The organism is Anabaena sp. FACHB-83, from assembly GCF_014697485.1.
Classification (GTDB): domain Bacteria; phylum Cyanobacteriota; class Cyanobacteriia; order Cyanobacteriales; family Nostocaceae; genus Nostoc_B.
Map to the genome: position 1 here is coordinate 110,600 of NZ_JACJRY010000007.1, position 17,261 is coordinate 127,860.

Annotated in this window: 20 protein-coding genes; 15 read left to right on the forward strand and 5 right to left on the reverse strand. The window is 42.2% G+C overall.

All coding sequences use genetic code 11. The features are described 5' to 3' along the window. Positions 1-38: 38 nt before the first annotated feature. From H6G79_RS11055 to H6G79_RS11065, 3 genes are all read left to right on the forward strand, one after another. Positions 39-224, forward strand: a complete 186-nt coding sequence (locus H6G79_RS11055) for a hypothetical protein (protein ID WP_190588691.1) — start codon at positions 39-41, stop codon at positions 222-224. A gap of 468 nt (positions 225-692) precedes the next feature. Then, positions 693-2,633, forward strand: coding sequence for a protein phosphatase 2C domain-containing protein (locus H6G79_RS11060; protein WP_190588900.1), 1,941 nt, complete (start codon positions 693-695; stop codon positions 2,631-2,633). Between the two features lie 376 nt (positions 2,634-3,009). Then, positions 3,010-3,282, forward strand: a complete 273-nt coding sequence (locus H6G79_RS11065) for a ferredoxin-thioredoxin reductase variable chain (RefSeq protein ID WP_190588692.1) — start codon at positions 3,010-3,012, stop codon at positions 3,280-3,282. A 5-nt stretch (positions 3,283-3,287) separates the two neighbouring features. On the opposite strand, the gene H6G79_RS11070 is transcribed toward H6G79_RS11065, so the two are convergent. From H6G79_RS11070 to H6G79_RS11085, 4 genes are all read right to left on the reverse strand, one after another. Beyond that, positions 3,288-3,512, reverse strand: a complete 225-nt coding sequence (locus H6G79_RS11070; protein WP_190588693.1) for a hypothetical protein — start codon at positions 3,510-3,512, stop codon at positions 3,288-3,290. A gap of 56 nt (positions 3,513-3,568) precedes the next feature. Beyond that, positions 3,569-4,189: a hypothetical protein gene (locus tag H6G79_RS11075; protein WP_190588694.1), complete on the reverse strand. Its 621-nt coding sequence runs from the start codon at positions 4,187-4,189 to the stop codon at positions 3,569-3,571. Between the two features lie 416 nt (positions 4,190-4,605). Continuing rightward, positions 4,606-5,397, reverse strand: a complete 792-nt coding sequence (locus H6G79_RS11080) for a YdcF family protein (protein WP_190588695.1) — start codon at positions 5,395-5,397, stop codon at positions 4,606-4,608. A 515-nt stretch (positions 5,398-5,912) separates the two neighbouring features. Further along, positions 5,913-6,452, reverse strand: a complete 540-nt coding sequence (locus tag H6G79_RS11085; protein WP_190588902.1) for a DOMON-like domain-containing protein — start codon at positions 6,450-6,452, stop codon at positions 5,913-5,915. A gap of 148 nt (positions 6,453-6,600) precedes the next feature. Here H6G79_RS11085 and H6G79_RS11090 point away from each other — a divergent pair, with 148 nt between their 5' ends. Then, positions 6,601-7,725 carry an RNA-guided endonuclease TnpB family protein gene (locus H6G79_RS11090; RefSeq protein WP_190674564.1) on the forward strand — a complete coding sequence of 375 codons (1,125 nt, stop codon included), beginning with the start codon at positions 6,601-6,603 and terminating at the stop codon, positions 7,723-7,725. Here H6G79_RS11090 and H6G79_RS11095 read toward each other — a convergent pair. Next, positions 7,689-8,873, reverse strand: coding sequence for a phosphotransferase enzyme family protein (locus H6G79_RS11095; RefSeq protein ID WP_190588697.1), 1,185 nt, complete (start codon positions 8,871-8,873; stop codon positions 7,689-7,691). The genes H6G79_RS11090 and H6G79_RS11095 overlap by 37 nt on opposite strands. A 49-nt stretch (positions 8,874-8,922) precedes the next feature. Here H6G79_RS11095 and H6G79_RS11100 point away from each other — a divergent pair, with 49 nt between their 5' ends. The 11 genes from H6G79_RS11100 to H6G79_RS11150 all read left to right on the forward strand — a co-directional run bounded on the left by H6G79_RS11100 (position 8,923) and on the right by H6G79_RS11150 (position 17,250). Further along, positions 8,923-9,075 carry a hypothetical protein gene (locus H6G79_RS11100; RefSeq protein ID WP_190588698.1) on the forward strand — a complete coding sequence of 51 codons (153 nt, stop codon included), beginning with the start codon at positions 8,923-8,925 and terminating at the stop codon, positions 9,073-9,075. 193 nt (positions 9,076-9,268) lie between these two features. Continuing rightward, positions 9,269-9,448, forward strand: a complete 180-nt coding sequence (locus H6G79_RS11105) for a hypothetical protein (protein ID WP_190588699.1) — start codon at positions 9,269-9,271, stop codon at positions 9,446-9,448. Positions 9,449-9,891: 443 nt separating this feature from the next. Then, positions 9,892-11,280, forward strand: coding sequence for a carotenoid oxygenase family protein (locus H6G79_RS11110; protein WP_190588700.1), 1,389 nt, complete (start codon positions 9,892-9,894; stop codon positions 11,278-11,280). Positions 11,281-11,390: 110 nt separating this feature from the next. After that, the gene (locus H6G79_RS11115) at positions 11,391-12,500 is read left to right on the forward strand and encodes a precorrin-8X methylmutase (protein WP_190588701.1); all 1,110 of its coding nucleotides are present in this window, start codon (positions 11,391-11,393) and stop codon (positions 12,498-12,500) included. Between the two features lie 580 nt (positions 12,501-13,080). Beyond that, on the forward strand, positions 13,081-13,845 hold the full coding sequence (gene cysE / locus H6G79_RS11120; RefSeq protein WP_190588702.1) for a serine O-acetyltransferase: 765 nt from the start codon (positions 13,081-13,083) through the stop codon (positions 13,843-13,845). Between the two features lie 52 nt (positions 13,846-13,897). Further along, the gene (locus tag H6G79_RS11125; RefSeq protein WP_190588703.1) at positions 13,898-14,131 is read left to right on the forward strand and encodes an Asr1405/Asl0597 family protein; all 234 of its coding nucleotides are present in this window, start codon (positions 13,898-13,900) and stop codon (positions 14,129-14,131) included. 123 nt (positions 14,132-14,254) lie between these two features. Further along, positions 14,255-14,452 (forward strand): DUF2949 domain-containing protein, encoded by a 198-nt coding sequence (locus H6G79_RS11130; RefSeq protein ID WP_190588704.1) that lies wholly within the window; start codon positions 14,255-14,257, stop codon positions 14,450-14,452. A gap of 459 nt (positions 14,453-14,911) precedes the next feature. Continuing rightward, positions 14,912-16,045: a homocitrate synthase gene (gene nifV / locus H6G79_RS11135; protein ID WP_190588705.1), complete on the forward strand. Its 1,134-nt coding sequence runs from the start codon at positions 14,912-14,914 to the stop codon at positions 16,043-16,045. Then, complete coding sequence (locus H6G79_RS11140) at positions 16,032-16,319, forward strand: nitrogen fixation protein NifZ (protein ID WP_190588706.1); 288 nt, start codon at positions 16,032-16,034, stop codon at positions 16,317-16,319. The genes nifV and H6G79_RS11140 overlap by 14 nt, the downstream gene beginning before the upstream one ends. Next, positions 16,294-16,497, forward strand: coding sequence for a putative nitrogen fixation protein NifT (gene nifT / locus H6G79_RS11145; RefSeq protein WP_190588707.1), 204 nt, complete (start codon positions 16,294-16,296; stop codon positions 16,495-16,497). Before H6G79_RS11140 ends, nifT begins: the two co-directional genes overlap by 26 nt. Before the next feature lie 207 nt (positions 16,498-16,704). After that, a complete protein-coding gene (locus H6G79_RS11150) occupies positions 16,705-17,250 on the forward strand; it encodes a (2Fe-2S) ferredoxin domain-containing protein (protein WP_190588708.1) in 546 nt (181 codons plus the stop codon). Positions 17,251-17,261 lie beyond the last annotated feature (11 nt).

Consider the following 17,261-nt stretch of genomic DNA (forward strand, 5'->3'; position numbering starts at 1 on the left):
TTTAATCATCAATCTTATTTTTTAAGGAGGACATTGGAATGAGTATGCGAGCCAACACTTGCCCCTGTTGCGGTGGTTCCCTACTGCGTCATGTCCGTCATGCTGAACTATATTGGTTTTGCCTGTCGTGCCGACAAGAAGTACCACTGTTAACAATTAATCGCTTAAATAATGGAGAAACCCGGAATACAGGAGTGCTGACTCAGCCAAAGATCAACACTTAAGTCTGGTTTTATCCAATAAGATGATTGTTCAAGAGGGATGTAAGGGCTTTGCTGTGAGCATCGGCCGAAGGATGTTCTTATGCAAAACCTTGACATCCTATATCCTTTATTCAACAGGACTTACGCACCAAGATTGTCTATGAAGATTGGGTGTAAGGGTGTTTGGCGTATAGGTTTTAGATAAATACACCCCTATACCCTCGCCAAAACCCTTGATTTTTCGGTTTTATGTGTAAGTCCTATTCAAGTTTCAGATATTGCCCACCTTAAGGTTGTTGAGCATGGTATAACCTAGGGTGGGCATTTGCTTATATCCTCATTTCTACGTTATGGTATGGCTCACCCTACGGCTACGGAGATGGTATAAGGAGGGGTGGGCAATGTGATGAATTTGCTCATATCCTAATTTTTACGTTGTGGCATTATCCAGCCTACGGTTATTGAGAATGGTGCAAGATATCATTTATGATAATTTCTACTCAACGAGTAATTTATTGTCTAAATCCAACATGCGATCGCCCAATTAACCCACTTGGAGAACGCATTTGTAGTAATTGTCAAACTCCTTTAGTTCACCGTTACCTCTGGGCGACTGGTAATTTTGCCGCTAACATCTCCCCAGAAACGCAAGTTGCAGAACGATATGAGGTTATTCAACCGCAAATCTGGCTAGATACGCAACCAGGACTACCACCAGAAACATTACAAGATTTACCTCCAGCAATTATTCCTTATTTAAAACTGTATCAACAGCATTTACATCTGCCCCAAGTTTATGGCTTTGTTCCGGCTGAGGAAGATCCAGAAGATATTCTGTTGTTAGAAAATGCGCCTATAGATGCAACAGGTAACTTATACCCCAGCATCACTGATGGTTGGGAACAAGCCACCGCCGTCAGACAAGTTTATTGGTTATGGCAAATTCTCCAACTTTGGCAACCTTTAGCAGAACAAGGGGTTGAGCAAAGTTTACTCATTCCTCATAACTTGCGTGTTCAAGGCTGGTGTGTGCGTCTTGTAGAACTTTATCCAGCCCAAAGCGAAAAACCCAGCTTACGTGATTTAGCTCAATCTTGGCAACCTTGGATAGCATTGGCACAGCCACAAGTAGCGGAATCATTACAAAATATAGTTGAGCAGATGTGCGATCGCACAGTCAATCTAGAAAATATCACCAGTCAACTGAATACGCTCTTACTTTCAGCCGCCGGCGAACTACCACTCAGCCTGCAAGTAGCCGGCACAACCGATATCGGCACAGAACCCACCCAAAACGAAGACACTTGCTACCCCAACACCAATGAACCCTATGACCCCCTCATCCCGCGCTTATCAATGGTTTGTGATGGGATTGGTGGGCATCAAGGTGGTGAAGTAGCCAGCCAAATGGCGGTACAATCTTTAAAATTGCAAATCCGTGCTTTATTAACAGAAGTCAGCGAACAAATTGAACCTGTAGCACCCAAACTATTGCAAGAACAGCTAGAAGCCAGCTTGCGGGTAGTGAATAATTTAATTTGTTCTCGGAACGATGAACAAAAACGCCAAGGTAGAGAACGTATGGCAACAACCTTGGTGATGGCACTGCAATTACCCCAACCAATAGTAACAATTTCAGGATGGCGATCGGACAATGCCCATGAACTTTATTTAGCCAACATTGGTGATAGTCGCGCTTACTGGATAACTCGTAATTACTGTCAATTACTCACAGTCGATGATGATGTGGCTTGGCGAGAAGTCCGCTACGGGAAGAGTTTGTATCGACAAGCACTCCAGAGATTAGATGCAACCGCTTTGACTCAAGCATTGGGTACAAAAGAAGCAGACTTTTTGCGAGTAACAATTCAAAGATTCATCATCGATGAAGAAGGTTTATTACTACTGTGTTCTGATGGTTTAAGTGATAACGATTGGGTGGAACACGCTTGGCAAGATTTTGCCATACCTGTGTTATCTGGTGAACTTTCCCTGACAGAAGCTGTAGAAAATTTAATTCATCTTGCCAATCAAAAAAATGGTCATGATAATACATCAGTGGTTCTCACCCTTTGTCGACTTGCTAAAGAATACTTAGTACCAGTCACTTCATCATCGCCACAAGTGGAAGTAGAGATTGTTGAAACAGAAATTCCCGAACTAGACGAACCCGAACCAACTTTGACAGAAAGTTCCCAAGCCTTATTAGACTTAGACTTGACAGCAGAACCAATACCTGAACCAATTCCCACACCAGTCAAGAAACCTCGTCGGCGGAAAAAGTCTCCTGTAGCAAAGGGAATATTATTCGCCTTGCTGGTAGTTGGCGGTACAACTCTAGGATTATTAGCTTGGTGGTTACTCAGTCCTCTGACATTCCAGCAAGCTTGTCAAAAATTACCCCAACCAATGCAGTCAATTTGTCCCTAGGTATCAATGTCAACAACTCGCCTTTGTGCCTAAATCCTATAACTGCCAAACACAGCATATAGGAACGAAATAGCCATTTGATGTAGAATTGGAACTGTTGTTAAAGCGCACAGAAAAGGTAAAACAGGACTTTTATAGCCTGTTAGCTGAAAAATCCTCAAAAAAGTGCTTTTGAGACACCCGTAAGCGTGGACAAGTGCAATGAGGAAAAAAGCAGTGAGACATTTGTCGCTGGTTAACTATGAGCCAAGCCTGCACTGTCAGGCTTTGTTTGTATCAAAGTTGCAAACGCTGTATTTGATGTGTTTGTCTCGATGAGAGATGAAAAATAACTGTTTTAGACAGTTGGTTTTTCACTCAGCAAGTTCGATGAGGGATGGCTGTGGAGATGCTTGTGGAACCGCAAAAGCTAGGTGTAAATTCTCTTATGAAAGTTGGCGATCGCGTCCGTGTTGTAAAATCAGTGGTAGTTTACCATCACCCTGAACATCGCTCTCAAGCTTTTGACCTTGAAGGCTCAGAAGGCGATGTTGTAGATATTGTGACTCAATGGCAAGGTAGACCTGTTAGTGCTAACTTGCCAATATTAGTTCAGTTTAATAAAAAGTTTAAAGCCCACTTGCGCGAAAATGAGTTAGAAATCATCTAAATTACTCAAAAGCGGCGAAGGAACCACCGAAAAATGTTGAGTTCGCCGCGCATTTTTTTGAGTTCTTGACGGTGATTTTCTGCCGTAGCGTTATACCATTCACAATAACGCTGAAACTCTAAGCGTTGCTGAACTTCGTAATAAAATTCATGGGTGGTTTGGTAAGTACTAAAATTTTCTGCAACTCCCGGTTGCGGAGCAGGAATAATATGAGGTAATTCTTGAGGCATGGTTTGTATGATAAGTTTAGAAGTTCTGAGATGATTAGGTGATATTTTGAGAAAAACTAATTTTCTTTGAACAGTGCAGCCAGGATAATTCTAATTATTACTTCTAATTCTTCAGTAACTCGGTAAAGATTGATTGCTTGTTCGATAATTTGTGGCTTTCGATATAGAATGCCAAATTGCCAAATATTACCTGTCGTTACCGCTCCTAATATTTCTGTTTGATTGGAATCTAGCCATCGGTCAAGGGCAATCATTTCAGTGGCTAATTGGGTAAAGCCTTTATTTATATCTGCTTGTTTAGCTTCAATTACAATGACATTAGATTGGTTTCGTAGATAATAATCTAAGTTACCTTGCAGTTGATTATTAACTTTAATATTGTACTCAATTTTTAATTTAGCATGGGAATAGTGAATTAACTCAATTACAACTGGTGCAATCAGGATTTCTCGGCGTGTAGCTTCATTTTCTAAATCTATATATGGTAGAATTTCTTCAAGACGCTGCTTTAGTTCTGCGACTCTATCTAATGTCCCAGAATACTGCGGTAAATTAAGAAATTTCCGCTCAAAAGTATAACCAAATTCTGTGACTAAATCATCAACTGCAAACCCTAATTCAAAATAATTGCTAAATGTATAAGAGCGATTTGGATCTAACAATGTTGGGTGACTCATACCAATTTTAGATTTTAGATTAAAAGCTTGATGAATCAGTAAGATTACTATTAACGACTTATTTACAGGATATTTCAAGTCAGAGTATTACATCATTTAAGCCGCAAATCTATGTTAGAGACTAAATTCTAAATTCTGACTTCTGTATTCTGCTATAGGACTCATATTTGATTTGGGAAAAAAATCAGTACACTCAGATCAGACTTCTTTCCTACTCCCGACTCCCCATTCCCTATTCCCTACTTACACAAATAAATTCAGAAATCAAACCGGATTCCTATAGATGCTAACAGGACTTACGTAAGTGTCACAATTGGTGGTTGGTGCGTGACGCTATAAATCTGATGACTACGTTCAAATCTTCTCGTTGCGTCACACACCCTACAGAAAAAATATTCCAGTTGCGTAAGTCATAGCTACAGCCAACCACGTAAGCGATAGATAAAACTACCAATATATTCTTTCAAAGCACTGGTAAATTGATGTAAGTTATCGGTGTCGGGTAGTAAATTTAGCAAGGCGGCTTTAGGTGTGTTAACCAGTTCTTGCAGTTCGCCTTGAGTTACCAGAAAGTCAGTTGGTGCGGGGATAGCGTCAATACCTTGACGTTGGAAAATTTTAAGCGATCGCGGCATGTGCATAGCTGAAGTGACTAATAATATTTGTTTGATACTCCGAGATTGTAAAATTTGTTTGACATTTACAGCATTTTGATAAGTGTTAAGAGAATTTGGTTCCTCAATGATTGCTTGTGTTGGAATGCCAAGAGATGTCAAAATACTTGCCATATCTGTTGATTCTGGTTGACCGCTACCACGCCAATCAATCCGACCACCACTGAGAATAATCAAAGGCGCTTTTTTTTGCCGATATAACTGTGCTGCATAAATTACCCGATCGCCTGATTCACTTAAATCAACTGCTGGTCTTGGGAAAGAAGCTGATTTAGTCGCACCACCCAAAACAACGATTGCTTCTGCATTTGGCATTTGCTGAGACGGTAGATTTTGCCATTCTAGCGATCGCACCAGTGCCTTAGCCACCCAAGCATTACTACAAAATAGCAATAAAACTAACCCCAAGGCGATCGCACCTGTCGCTATGCGCGGTTGTTTCCTGATGGTAATCAAAGCTACTACCAAACTAATACTCGCCAATCCCAAGGGATAAAAGAACAGTGGTAGCAACTTAGAAAGATATAAAAACATATAGGTTTTAAAGGCTATAGGTGATAGGTTATAGGTTACAGGTGATAGAAAATTTCTAGTTCTGTTTTTCTTTTTATACTCCTAAACCCTTACACCCTCACGCCCCTACACACCTAAACTCATAAATAAAAAGCGATCGCAGTTCCGTGGTAGCGATCGCTTTAATATATAGCCTATAAAACCCTGAACAAAGTAATCGATTACTAAGATTGTATTTTTGCAAGTGGCATTATGCCTGCTGGGTGAACCCCCTGATGGGTCAGACCCCTCATTACCTTTTTAGGACTTACAAAAATCAAGGGTGTAGGGGTATATGTATCTAAAACCCTTACGCCACACACCCTTACACCCAATCTTCATAGACAATCTTGGTGCGTAAGTCCTGACACTGTTACTGTCACCTATTACCTGTCACCTGCTATATCTAAAACCCTTTCACCGTTCGGCTGACGCTCACGGCGAAGCCCCTACACCCAATCTCCAAAGACAATCTTTATGCGTCAGTTCTGTATGATTCACAGGCGAATTAAAAAACTATCCCGTAAGTGAAAATCAGCTTCAGCACCTTTATGCGCTAACGCCCAATAGGACACCTGATGATTTTTTTGTTTAACCACAGTTGTGATTGCTACGTCAATGTCTTGGTTGGATGCCACAATCTTAACCAAGTCTACATCTAAATTCAGGGTAAAAATCTCAGCTTGACGGTCAATATTGAATGGTAGAGTTGTCCAAGCCGTTTCCACCTCCATTCCTTGGCGATAACCTGTAAAACGATACACATTCCAGTGTTTAGCCGGGGAAAGGTTAAATTCCCAATAGCATTCTGAGTCTTTGATTCCTACAAAAAACTCAAAACAGGTATCTTCCCAGAGTCCATCTTTGCGGGTGGGCGTATCTGACGGTGGCGCAATCATGATATCTGTTAAATTCCCGATTAAGCTGTAGCTAATCATGAGTTGATGATCATTGCGGGCAATATTACCAATGATTTGGACATCTGGTAGCAAATTGTCAGATTTAAAAGGTTGCAAATTAAATTTTTGCGCGTTCATTTCATCGGAATCTCCGGGAAACCGCATCCCCTTGTGGGCGCGGAGGGATAGGAGCGTCGATTGAGCGGGGTTCAATGCCCCCGAAATCGACACACAATCTTTGCAACTCACAGATAACCTCACGCCTAGATGAAGATACAATGTGTGTATGCAAAGAACGATTCGCATCCAACTTCAACCCGACATCGAAACTGATTCGGTGCTGTCTCAAACGATTGAGCAATACACCTGGTCGTTCAATGCGGTGTGTCAGCATGGATGGGAAAACGACTTGGCAAATGGCGTAGAACTGCACAAAGCAACCTACTACGACCATCGCGCCATTACTGGCTTGCCTTCTCAGTTGGTCTGTGCCGCTAGGGTCAAAGCAACCGAGGCTTTGAAATCGGCTAAGAGCCTGAAGAAGAAGGGCAAAACAGTTAGCTGTCCAACCTCGAAACGTTGCCCCATTCGGTACGATGCCAGGTCTTACACAGTCTGGTTCGACCGCAAAGAGTTGACGATACTCAGCATCAACAGACGGGTAAAACTGCCCTTTGAAATAGCTGAATACTATCGGCAATACCTGAACTGGAAAAACACCAGTGCAGACTTGTTGCAAGACCGCAAAGGGCGATGGTGGCTGCACGTTGTCATGGAGATTAAAACCCCTGAAACCATTACAACAGATGAGGTTGTCGGTGTGGATTTGGGTATCGCTTCTCCTGCGGTTGATAGCAGAGGGAGTAAGTACGGCTCCGACCATTGGAAAGGAGTAGAAGATAGAACGTTTGAGTTGCGCCGTAAACTGCAATCTAAAGGCACGAAATCTGCCAAGCGACATCTGAAAAAGTTGTCGGGCAGACAGAGACGTTTCAGAAAAGACTGTGACCATTTGCTGAGTAAGCGTTTGGCTCGGTCTGTTCAGTCTGGTGCAACATTGGTTTTTGAAGACCTCACAAACATTCGCGGTAGAGCCAAGATGAGGAAGGCTCAACGCCGCAGACTGCATGGATGGAGCTTTCACCAATTCCAGGCATTTGTCACCTACAAAGCCGAAGCTAGAGGCGTGAATGTGGGTTTTGTTGACCCGCGCTACACCTCTCAGAAATGCAGCCAGTGTGGACACATTGAGCGAGGGAATCGCCCGTCTCAGGCTGAATTTCGGTGTAAGAAGTGTGGGTACGAGTGCCATGGGGATTACAATGCTGCGGTGAATATTCGTGAGGATTTTCTCAAACTCAGGGCTGCGGTCAATCAGCCTATTGTGGTCTGCCCAGAAATGGGAACTTGAATCACAAGCCCCATCCCCTTGTGGGTGGGGTTGTTGACATCCTGAATAATCTGGCGAATTTGGGTTTCTTGGGATTCGATACTTTCGGTTAGCTTAAACTGCACGATCGCCCTTGCTAAATTATGTTCTGGATGCTTGACTTTAAAATAAACATTTCCAGCTAAGTAATCGGTAAAAAACCGCAATCCTAATTCAAAGGCAATCAACCGAATGCCATCATACATATAGGCATAATCATTTTCTGTCAAAAATGCCTTAGCTACCGCCAGATAACCTTGTAAAATTCCCGCACATAAATCAGTATCAAAATACACATTATCCCAATCTTCGGTTTCTTCGCCAGCCGGATTGCAACCAGAGCGCAAACAGTCACCAATATCGTAATGTATTAATCCTGGCTTAACTGTATCTAGGTCAATTACACTGACAGCTTTTTGTGTAAAAGTATCAAATAAGACATTATTAATTTTAGGGTCGCCGTGCATCAAGCGTAATGGTAGTTGACCTTGAGCTTTAGCATTTTCTAGGATATTGGCAAAACTGGTGCGATCGCTCACAAACTGCAAACAGTAATTAACCTCTGGTGATGATTTGGGACTAGTTTTGGCTAAAACTTCTTGATAATGACCAAGGTAAAGCGGTGTAATGTGGAAACCTGCAAGTGTATCGGCTAATTTTTCTGGTGGTAAATCACTGATCAAATTATGAAACATCCCCAAGCCATAGCCAATTTCCTGGGCATATTCGATATTAGGCATCGTATCAAAAGACTGTGAGTCTTGAATAAAGCTAATGGCTCGCCAAAAATCACCCTCAGCATTAATGTAATAATCTTGAGCATCCTGAGTTGACAACACCCGTGGTACTTCCCAGCGACGGTTGAGGGGTGTAAATTGCAAACGCTGATAAACATGATCGCTAAAAATCCGCATATTCTGCATAATCAGTTGCGGCTGGCGAAATACTTGAGTGTTGATGCGTTGTAAAACAAAATGTTCTGGGGTTGCGCCATCGAGAGTCACTAAAAAAGTGTCATTAATATTCCCACTGCCAAATGCTGTGACACTCTTAACCTTACCTTGAAGTACAAACTGCTCGGCAATGCCAACTAACTTCTCAACGCTTTGCTGACTGATAACTGTTGCCATATTGATTTTTGACTACTCCCCACGCAAATGCACAAAAGCAATAGCAGACATGGTAACTCAAGTGTTGGTTTCAGGATATATAAATGTGTTGCGAGGATGGCAAACAGTCAGAAACTGTCTGAGAAACCGACACCTATCTCATATAGGAACTCAGTACAACCGCCAGCCACAGCAATTAGAACCAAGCAGTATTAAGCTTTAGGAACTTTTAACATGATCTTGAGTCTAACGAACTGGACAGAAAACTTTACGTAAAATTCCGCAATTGTCACCAGGACAATTGAATACTTATCATGTCATCTTTAACTAGAAAATCAGTAAGTGGTAGTTTTGAGTAAAAATTTCCACTGCTGCTATAAGGCGATCGCTTATATATATTTCCTTTGTTCCTCGTTATGGCAGAAAAACACACCAAGATTAAATTTCCTCTTTGGCAATATCTCAACCAGCCCTTATTTAGCCGTGATCATCAACTAGAATTAAATCCCCAACGCTTTGCTCATAGCTGGCGGATTGATTTGCTCAAACGATGCTGGCACAGAGAATGCGATGCTAAAGGGCCTCAACAATCATAAGTTTAAATATTAAGTAAATATTTAGAGCCGAGATATTTACTACAACTATCAATGCTTGGCAAGTTATCAATATTACAGAAGTTTACATCTGTAGGTTTTATTTAGATATATCTACTTTTGTCAACAATCTATTAATTTTTGTAGGGTGCGTTAACACTGTTAGCGCACCCTATTCGCTGACTAGCCTCTTCGGGGCGGGGTGTGGGGAGTGTGGGGAGTGGGGGAAGTGTGGGGAGTGTGGGAAGTGTGGGGCGTGTGGGGCGTGTGGGGCGTGGGGGAAGTGTGGGGAGTGTGGGGAGTGTGGGGGGAAAGATTTCTTCACCATCCTCCCAAACCTCCAACCCCTCCCACATCCCTCCCACCTGTTCCCTATGAGGATTGCTATATTGTCATCATTAAGATTAAGTAGTATTACAAATTCACAGAGTTTTGTAGACAACATCATGACCACAACAGCAGTAAATCCTTATCTTGATGGCAATTTTGCGCCAATTTCCGCAGAAATTACGGCAGAAAACCTGCAAGTAATTGGGGAACTCCCACCAGAACTATCAGGGATGTTTGTGCGGAATGGCCCTAACCCGCAATATTCACCTATTGGTCAGTATCATTGGTTTGATGGTGACGGGATGCTGCACGGTGTCAGAATTAGTGGCGGTAAGGCGGTTTATCGCAACCGTTATGTGCAGACGCAAAAATGGGAAACAGAACATGAAGCGGGTAAAGCAGTCTTGACTGGGTTGCTAGAACCACCACAAACAGATGCGCCACCAATATCGAGAAATACCGCCAATACCGCCTTAGTTTGGCATGGTGGTCAGTTATTAGCAGTGTGGGAAGCTGGTGCGCCTCATACAATTCAAGTACCTGAGTTAAAGACAATTGGCGAACACACCTATAATGGCAAACTTGTTTCTCCGTTTACGGCACACCCAAAGGTAGATCCAATTACGGGTGAAATGGTGTTTTTTGGCTATTCATTTACGCCGCCATATTTGCAGTACGGCATAGTTTCCGCTACAGGGGAGTTGTTATTCACTGTACCGATTGAAATTCCTGAACCTGTGATGATGCACGACTTTGCCATTACAGAAGACTATACAATTTTCATGGATTTACCCTTGACCTTCAACCCAGCAAGGATGCAGCAGGGAAAACCAATGATCATGTTTGAGTGCGATCGCCCCAGTCGTTTTGGCATTCTCCCACGTCACGGTGATAACAGCAAGATTCAATGGTTTGAAAGTCCTGCTTGCTACATGTTTCATACCCTCAACGCCTATCAACAAGGTGATGAAGTCGTATTAATAGCCTGTCGGATGAGTTCTACTTCTGTGTTGGGTGTTAATGGCGTTGATGATCCTGATGGGAATATTCCCCGACTCCATCAATGGCGGTTTAACCTCAAGACTGGGGCTGTGTCTGAGTCCAGATTAGATGACACATCTGGGGAATTTCCCCGCGTCAACGAAAACTTGTTAGGACGACAAACTCGCTATGGCTACGTGAATAAAAGCGCACCTACTCCTGTACCTTTGTTCGACGGTGTAATTAAATACGATTTTGATCATGGTACATCCCAAATTCGTGAATTTGGGCAAGGGCGTTATGGTGGTGAGTCTATATTTGCACCACGTCCTCACGCCACAGCTGAAGATGATGGCTGGTTAATGACTTTTGTTCACGATGAAACAGCCAATACTTCAGAATTATTGGTAATGAATGCTCAAGATATTACTGGTGAACCTGTAGCGCGAGTGTTAATTCCCCAACGTGTACCTTATGGGTTTCATGCTGCTTGGGTGACTGAGAAACAGTTGCAAGGGTTTTAGTTAGTTGGGCGAGATCCCCGACTTCTCCAAAGAAGTCGGGGATCTGACTATTCTTACTTATCTCGTCTAAACCTCAAAATAATAGTATGTGGTTAGCTTGGCTGTGATGTATGAATAATTGTTCTTTAACAATCAAAGAACTAACGGAAGCGGTTGGCGGTGGCATTACGCCGCGTATGGTACGACATTACCATCAATTAGGTTTGTTGCCGCAACCAGTCAGATCGCCGAGTAATTATCGTCTTTACACAGAACAAGATGTCATCAGGCTGCAAAGAATTGTGGCGCTGAAGCAACAAGGGTTCCAACTCAACCACATCCGCCACATTTTAGAGATGGAACCAGAAACCGAAACTCTGACAGCGCAATTACAAAAACAGTATCAGGCAATTATGCAGCAAATTGCCCAATTGCGACAAACCGCCTCAGCCTTAGAAGGATTATTAGGACGCGATCGCCATTGTCAAATTATGCAGGCGGAAGTCTTAGCCCAACTAAAATTGTTAGAAGTCGAAACCCACATAGGATTAGGCGGGTTAGAAAAACTGTGGAATGGTTTAGATGCCCAAGTACACACCCACTCAGAAGCATTTGCCGAATCTCTACAACATTTATTACCTGATTTATCTGACCGTTCGGAAATTGAACAACATCTGATTTCGCAATTGGTTTTAGCCTGTGGTGATGTGAGTTTAGCATCTTTTGTGAGAGTCAGTGCCGGAGCGATCGCAGCTAGTCGTCACGCCTTATCAGCCAGTTGCGAGATTTTTGTGGATATTCCTACCGTTGCCGCCGCTTTAGATCAAACAAGATTAGCTCATTTAGGCTGTCGTGTCACAACTTTAATTAATAACCCCCACATCACCACCGCCACAGAAGCCGAACAGGAATTTTGGCAACATCAAGAATGGCAAGAAAAATTATTACAAGTCTCCCAGGGTAGCATTTTAGTCATTGGTTATGCACCCTCTGTATTGTTAGCAGCCTGCACCGCCATTAAAGCACAAAAAATTCAACCCGCCCTCATCATCGGAATGCCCATCGGCTTTAGCCATGCACCCGCCGCCAAACGCCAAATTATGCAACAAGCAATTCCTACCATCACCACAGAAGGCACTTTGGGCGGTGGTTTACTAGCAGCCACAGCCCTCAATGCCCTGGTTGAGTCACTCATTGAAAAGCCCAATTGTCATTGCTATTTATCGGGGAATGGGGAGTAGGGGGTGTGGGAGTGTGGGGGGTGTGGGGAGTGTGGGGAGTGTGGGGGGTGTGGGGGTGTGGGGAGTGTGGGGGGAAAGATTGCTTCACCATCCTCCCACAAATCAACAGGGTGTAAAATCGGAATTTATTAGTATCTCCAAATACAAATAATAAAAGCTAAAACAAAGTGAAGAATTTGGTTTTTTGGGTGGCAAAACCGTAAAATTACAATCGTAACTAGAGATACAGAAATTAAGTTGTAGTCGTCTCTACACCCGATTTCCGGGCAATTGAGTACAGCTTAATATATCGTAAAATAACTTGGATAAATCGCTGCAAATTCAGACGGGTCAAGGTTTTGATGGTGAGTACCGCAATTCTTAAACCCCCACCCAAGAAATACTAGTACCCCTACTTTAAAAAGCTAGTACCCCTACCCCAAGAGAAATTTATTATTAATTAAAAATAAAGCTTTGCAGTGGTTGAGTACAACCTTAATAAATACAATAAATCCAACCGACATAGAGTGTACTGTCCTGTTGGGGGTCGCCTGCTATAAGCATAAAAATAGCACAAGGCTTTTTTACCCAGACAGTACCGATGCAACAGTCATTAGACAGTAATCAACCAGCGACAGTAGCGCCTGATTCTGTAAAAACATCCCTGCTGAAAAATTTACTCTCTGCTGTCACTTCTTTTGAGCCAGTGTTGAGTGATTTTCGGATTATTTTTGAACGTGATCCGGCTGCACGTAATTGGTTAGAGGTGGTGTTTTGCTACCCTGGCTTCCACGCGCTTTGTTTACATCGTCTAGCTCACTGGTTGCATCGTCGAGGCGTAGCTTTCTTTCCGCGTTTCATTTCTCATATTGGTCGATTCTTAACCGGAATTGAAATTCACCCTGGTGCAGAGATTGGTAAAGGCGTATTTATCGACCACGGGATGGGGGTTGTGATTGGGGAAACGGCGATTGTGGGAGACTACACGCTGATTTACCAAGGGGTGACTCTCGGCGGAACTGGGAAGGAAAGCGGGAAACGTCACCCGACTGTAGGTAACAACGTTGTGGTTGGTTCTGGTGCGAAGGTTTTAGGAAATATTCAATTAGGCGATCGCGTCCGTGTGGGTGCGGGTTCCGTTGTGTTGCGTGATGTTCCGGCTGATTCCACTGTTGTCGGCGTTCCCGGACGAATTATTTCTCGCAAAGACAAGAATCAATCTCCTCTAGAACATAACAAACTCCCGGATGTGGAAGCCACTGTGATTCGTTCCTTACTATCTCGCATTGAGCAACTTGAACAAAAAATCAAAGCTTACGAATCAATCCGTCAATCAGAAGTTAAAACTCAAAAGGCAAAAGAATAAAACATAGTAACTAATATTACACAAAAGAAAAAGGACAAAGGACAAATGACCAATGACAAATAATACTTTAGGTGAGCAAATTTTACAGATTCCATTGAGCGATCGCTGGCGAATTTATCACCGTTTGCAAGAGTTAATGATTCCCTGTGCTTGTCACCCTGATGGTTCTTTACGAGTCCAAATTAACAGTTTACTGGCAGCAATTTTAGTCCGTAGTACGATTATGCAATTTTTCGCGCCGCGTCAAGAATTGGTCAACTGGTTAAAACATTGTTGGGATTTATAAACCTGTCTTGACAAACCAAAAAAATCAGCTTCTCTTTTATTTTTAACTCTGATTTTTTTAGTTGCCTAAATTGCATACTCAATCTTTAATTCTCCTCTATACTTATCTGTTTCTGGTTTAGTTATGTCCACCCGCACGAAAGAATCAAAATTCATCAAATTTTTACATACAGAACTCGAACTCACCAATGCAGATATTGCTGTAGCACTGCGACACAAAAAGTTTGATGATGCACCATTACCGATGCTGCTTTGGCAATATGGATTGGTCAACTTAGAACAGCTAGAACAAATTTTAGATTGGCTAGATGAGCATAGATAGGGAGATGGGGGAGATGAGGGAGACAGGGGAGACAAGGGAGAAATTGGAGCTTTGATTTGTGGGATGAACTGAACAAATTTTTACTGGCAATATGTTGGCGATCGCTAGTTACAACTTTTTGGCAGAAATGACTTGCAATTATCGGGAGATAGGATTATGATTTCTAGCTTTGTTTGTGGATTTGTTTTCTTATTTGTTTCCAGTCTACTTAACACCTATTTGGGCTATCTTCTACTAGAAAAAAGTGTGCATGACAATAGTGAAAATGGCAGTTAAATTATACTGTCGTTTTGTTTTCTGTCATACAGATGCGATGTCTTTATCTGGTTAATATTAAAGAATGATGAAGACAAAATATTAATTGGATTAATTTATAGCATTTACCTTTACTCAGCGTTGCGGAAAATAATTAACGCTACAGAAAGAATATTAAGAAAAATTCCTATGAGGCTGTTTGAAATGAGTGAAATCATAATTAATGACACTACATTACGCGATGGCGAACAAGCAGCAGGTGTTGCTTTTACCTTAAAAGAGAAAATTGCGATCGCCAAATTTCTCGATGCTATCGGCGTGCATGAATTAGAAGTCGGTATCCCAGCGATGGGAGAAGATGAAATTCGTGCCATCTCAATCATTGCTGACTTGGGATTAAAAGCCAACCTCCTCGCCTGGAACCGCGCTGTAATTTCTGATATCAAAGCTTCCATTGCTTGTGGAATGCAGCGAGTACATATTGCTATTCCGGTTTCCGGTATCCAAATCGCTGCCAAGTTTCATGGACAGTGGCGAGTAAGTCTGCAAAGACTCAAAGATTGTATCAGTTACGCACGCGATCGCGGTCTTTGGGTAGCCGTCGGTGGCGAAGATTCTTCCAGAGCCGATGAAAACTTTTTGTTGGATGTCGCTCTGTATGCTCAAGAATGGGGTGCATCTCGCTTTCGTTTCTGCGACACCGTAGGAGTTCTCGATCCTTTCACCACCTACAAAAAAGTTAAGCGCCTTGTTTCTTGGTTGTCGATTCCTGTAGAAATCCACACCCACAACGATTTCGGCTTGGCGACAGCTAACGCACTCGCCGGAATTAAAGGTGGCGCAATATCTGTTAACACCACCGTCAACGGCTTGGGTGAAAGAGCAGGTAACGCCGCTTTAGAAGAAGTTGTCATGGCTATCAAACGCATCTATGGCTTAGATATGGGAATTAACACACCCCGTTTGTTGGAATTATCGCAACTTGTAGCCGCAGCCGCCGGTGCTGGTGTACCACCTTGGAAAGCAATTGTTGGTGAGAATACCTTTGCTCACGAATCTGGAATTCATGCACACGGCGTATTACAAAACCCTAACACCTACGAACCCTTTGCACCAGAAGAAGTTGGTTGGGAAAGACGTTTAGTCGTTGGTAAGCATTCTGGAAAGCATTTGGTATCTAGCTTGCTTCAGCAGCATGGGATCTTTCTCAACCCCGAAGAAACCCAATCTGTATTAGATGCAGTCCGCCAACAATCAGTTAAGAAAAAACGCAGCCTGACAACCGAAGAACTGTTGAACTTGGTAAAAGAACAGAGGTATTCTCATGCAACCCGATGAATACGAATTAGAGTCAGAACCTGATTTTGAAATTGGTGAAAAAGTCAGACTCCGCAAACAAATTAAAAATGACGGTACATTTCCCGGTAGAGAAATTGGCGAAATTTTAGCGAAGAAAGGAGACATTGGTTACGTAGCAAGTATAGGCACTTTTTTACAACGTTCCTATATTTATGCAGTGCATTTTTTAGATAAAGGCATTGTTGTTGGTTGTCGCAAAAAAGAACTAGAATCTGCTGAGGAAAATCATGAAGGTAATGCTACGGATGAATGATAATGGTAATTTAACAGTCTACGTCGCTAAAAAAGATTTAGAAGAAGTAGTAGTTAAACAAACAGACGGTGAAGCTGGTAAAATTCTTACCTTAGCCAATGGTTGGGAATTAGAATTTCCCGAAATACCTGATGTAGCAAATTTGCCTAAAACTGTAGAAGCTAGACGCTTGGCTTGAAATCAGAGGCTAGAGAATAAAAATATTTATTCCTGATTTGTAGGCTATTACCTATAGGAATCTAGCGAAAAAATACAAGTCAACAGTAAAGAGAGAAGGCAAAAAGTAACAACCAATTTTTCCTTCTTCCTTTTTACTCAAGAATCAGCAAAAATGCCCCAAAAGCATGGGGTTAATTATTTTGTAATTAAATTTTGAGTAGTTAACATGGGTGACAAATATCTCAGATTATCGGAATTGAATTTAGAAGGTCAGTTCCAGGGTTTTGCAGGCATTAAATCAGGAAAAGCTAAATATCTGCAATTAGCAATTCCTTCTGGTAATTTATATATCAAATTACCAAAAGATTTGCGTAGTTCGTTGCAATGTAGTTTAGCTCCTGGTGAGCAAATTCATGTTTGTGGTGTGAGTAAAGTCAACACACGCACAGGCAAAATCAAAATTAAAGCACATCAAGTCACGCCAGTTGCTGCTTGTCCCACTCAAGAATTATTACCGCAACCAGAAGCCAAAATTATGGTATGTCAAAAATCTGGCTGTGTGAAAAAAGGTGGTAAAGGTTTATTATCAGAATTAGAAAAAACTCTGTGCGATCGCGGTTTGCGAGACAAAGTAAAAATTGAACACACAGACTGTCAAAAGCGGTGCAGCAGCGCCCCTAACTGCGTTTTGTTACTCGGTAAAAAGAAGTATAAGAAACTTCATCCAGAAGCGATCGCATCATTGCTAGAAAATCACTTAAATGTTGAGTGAGTAAATATTTG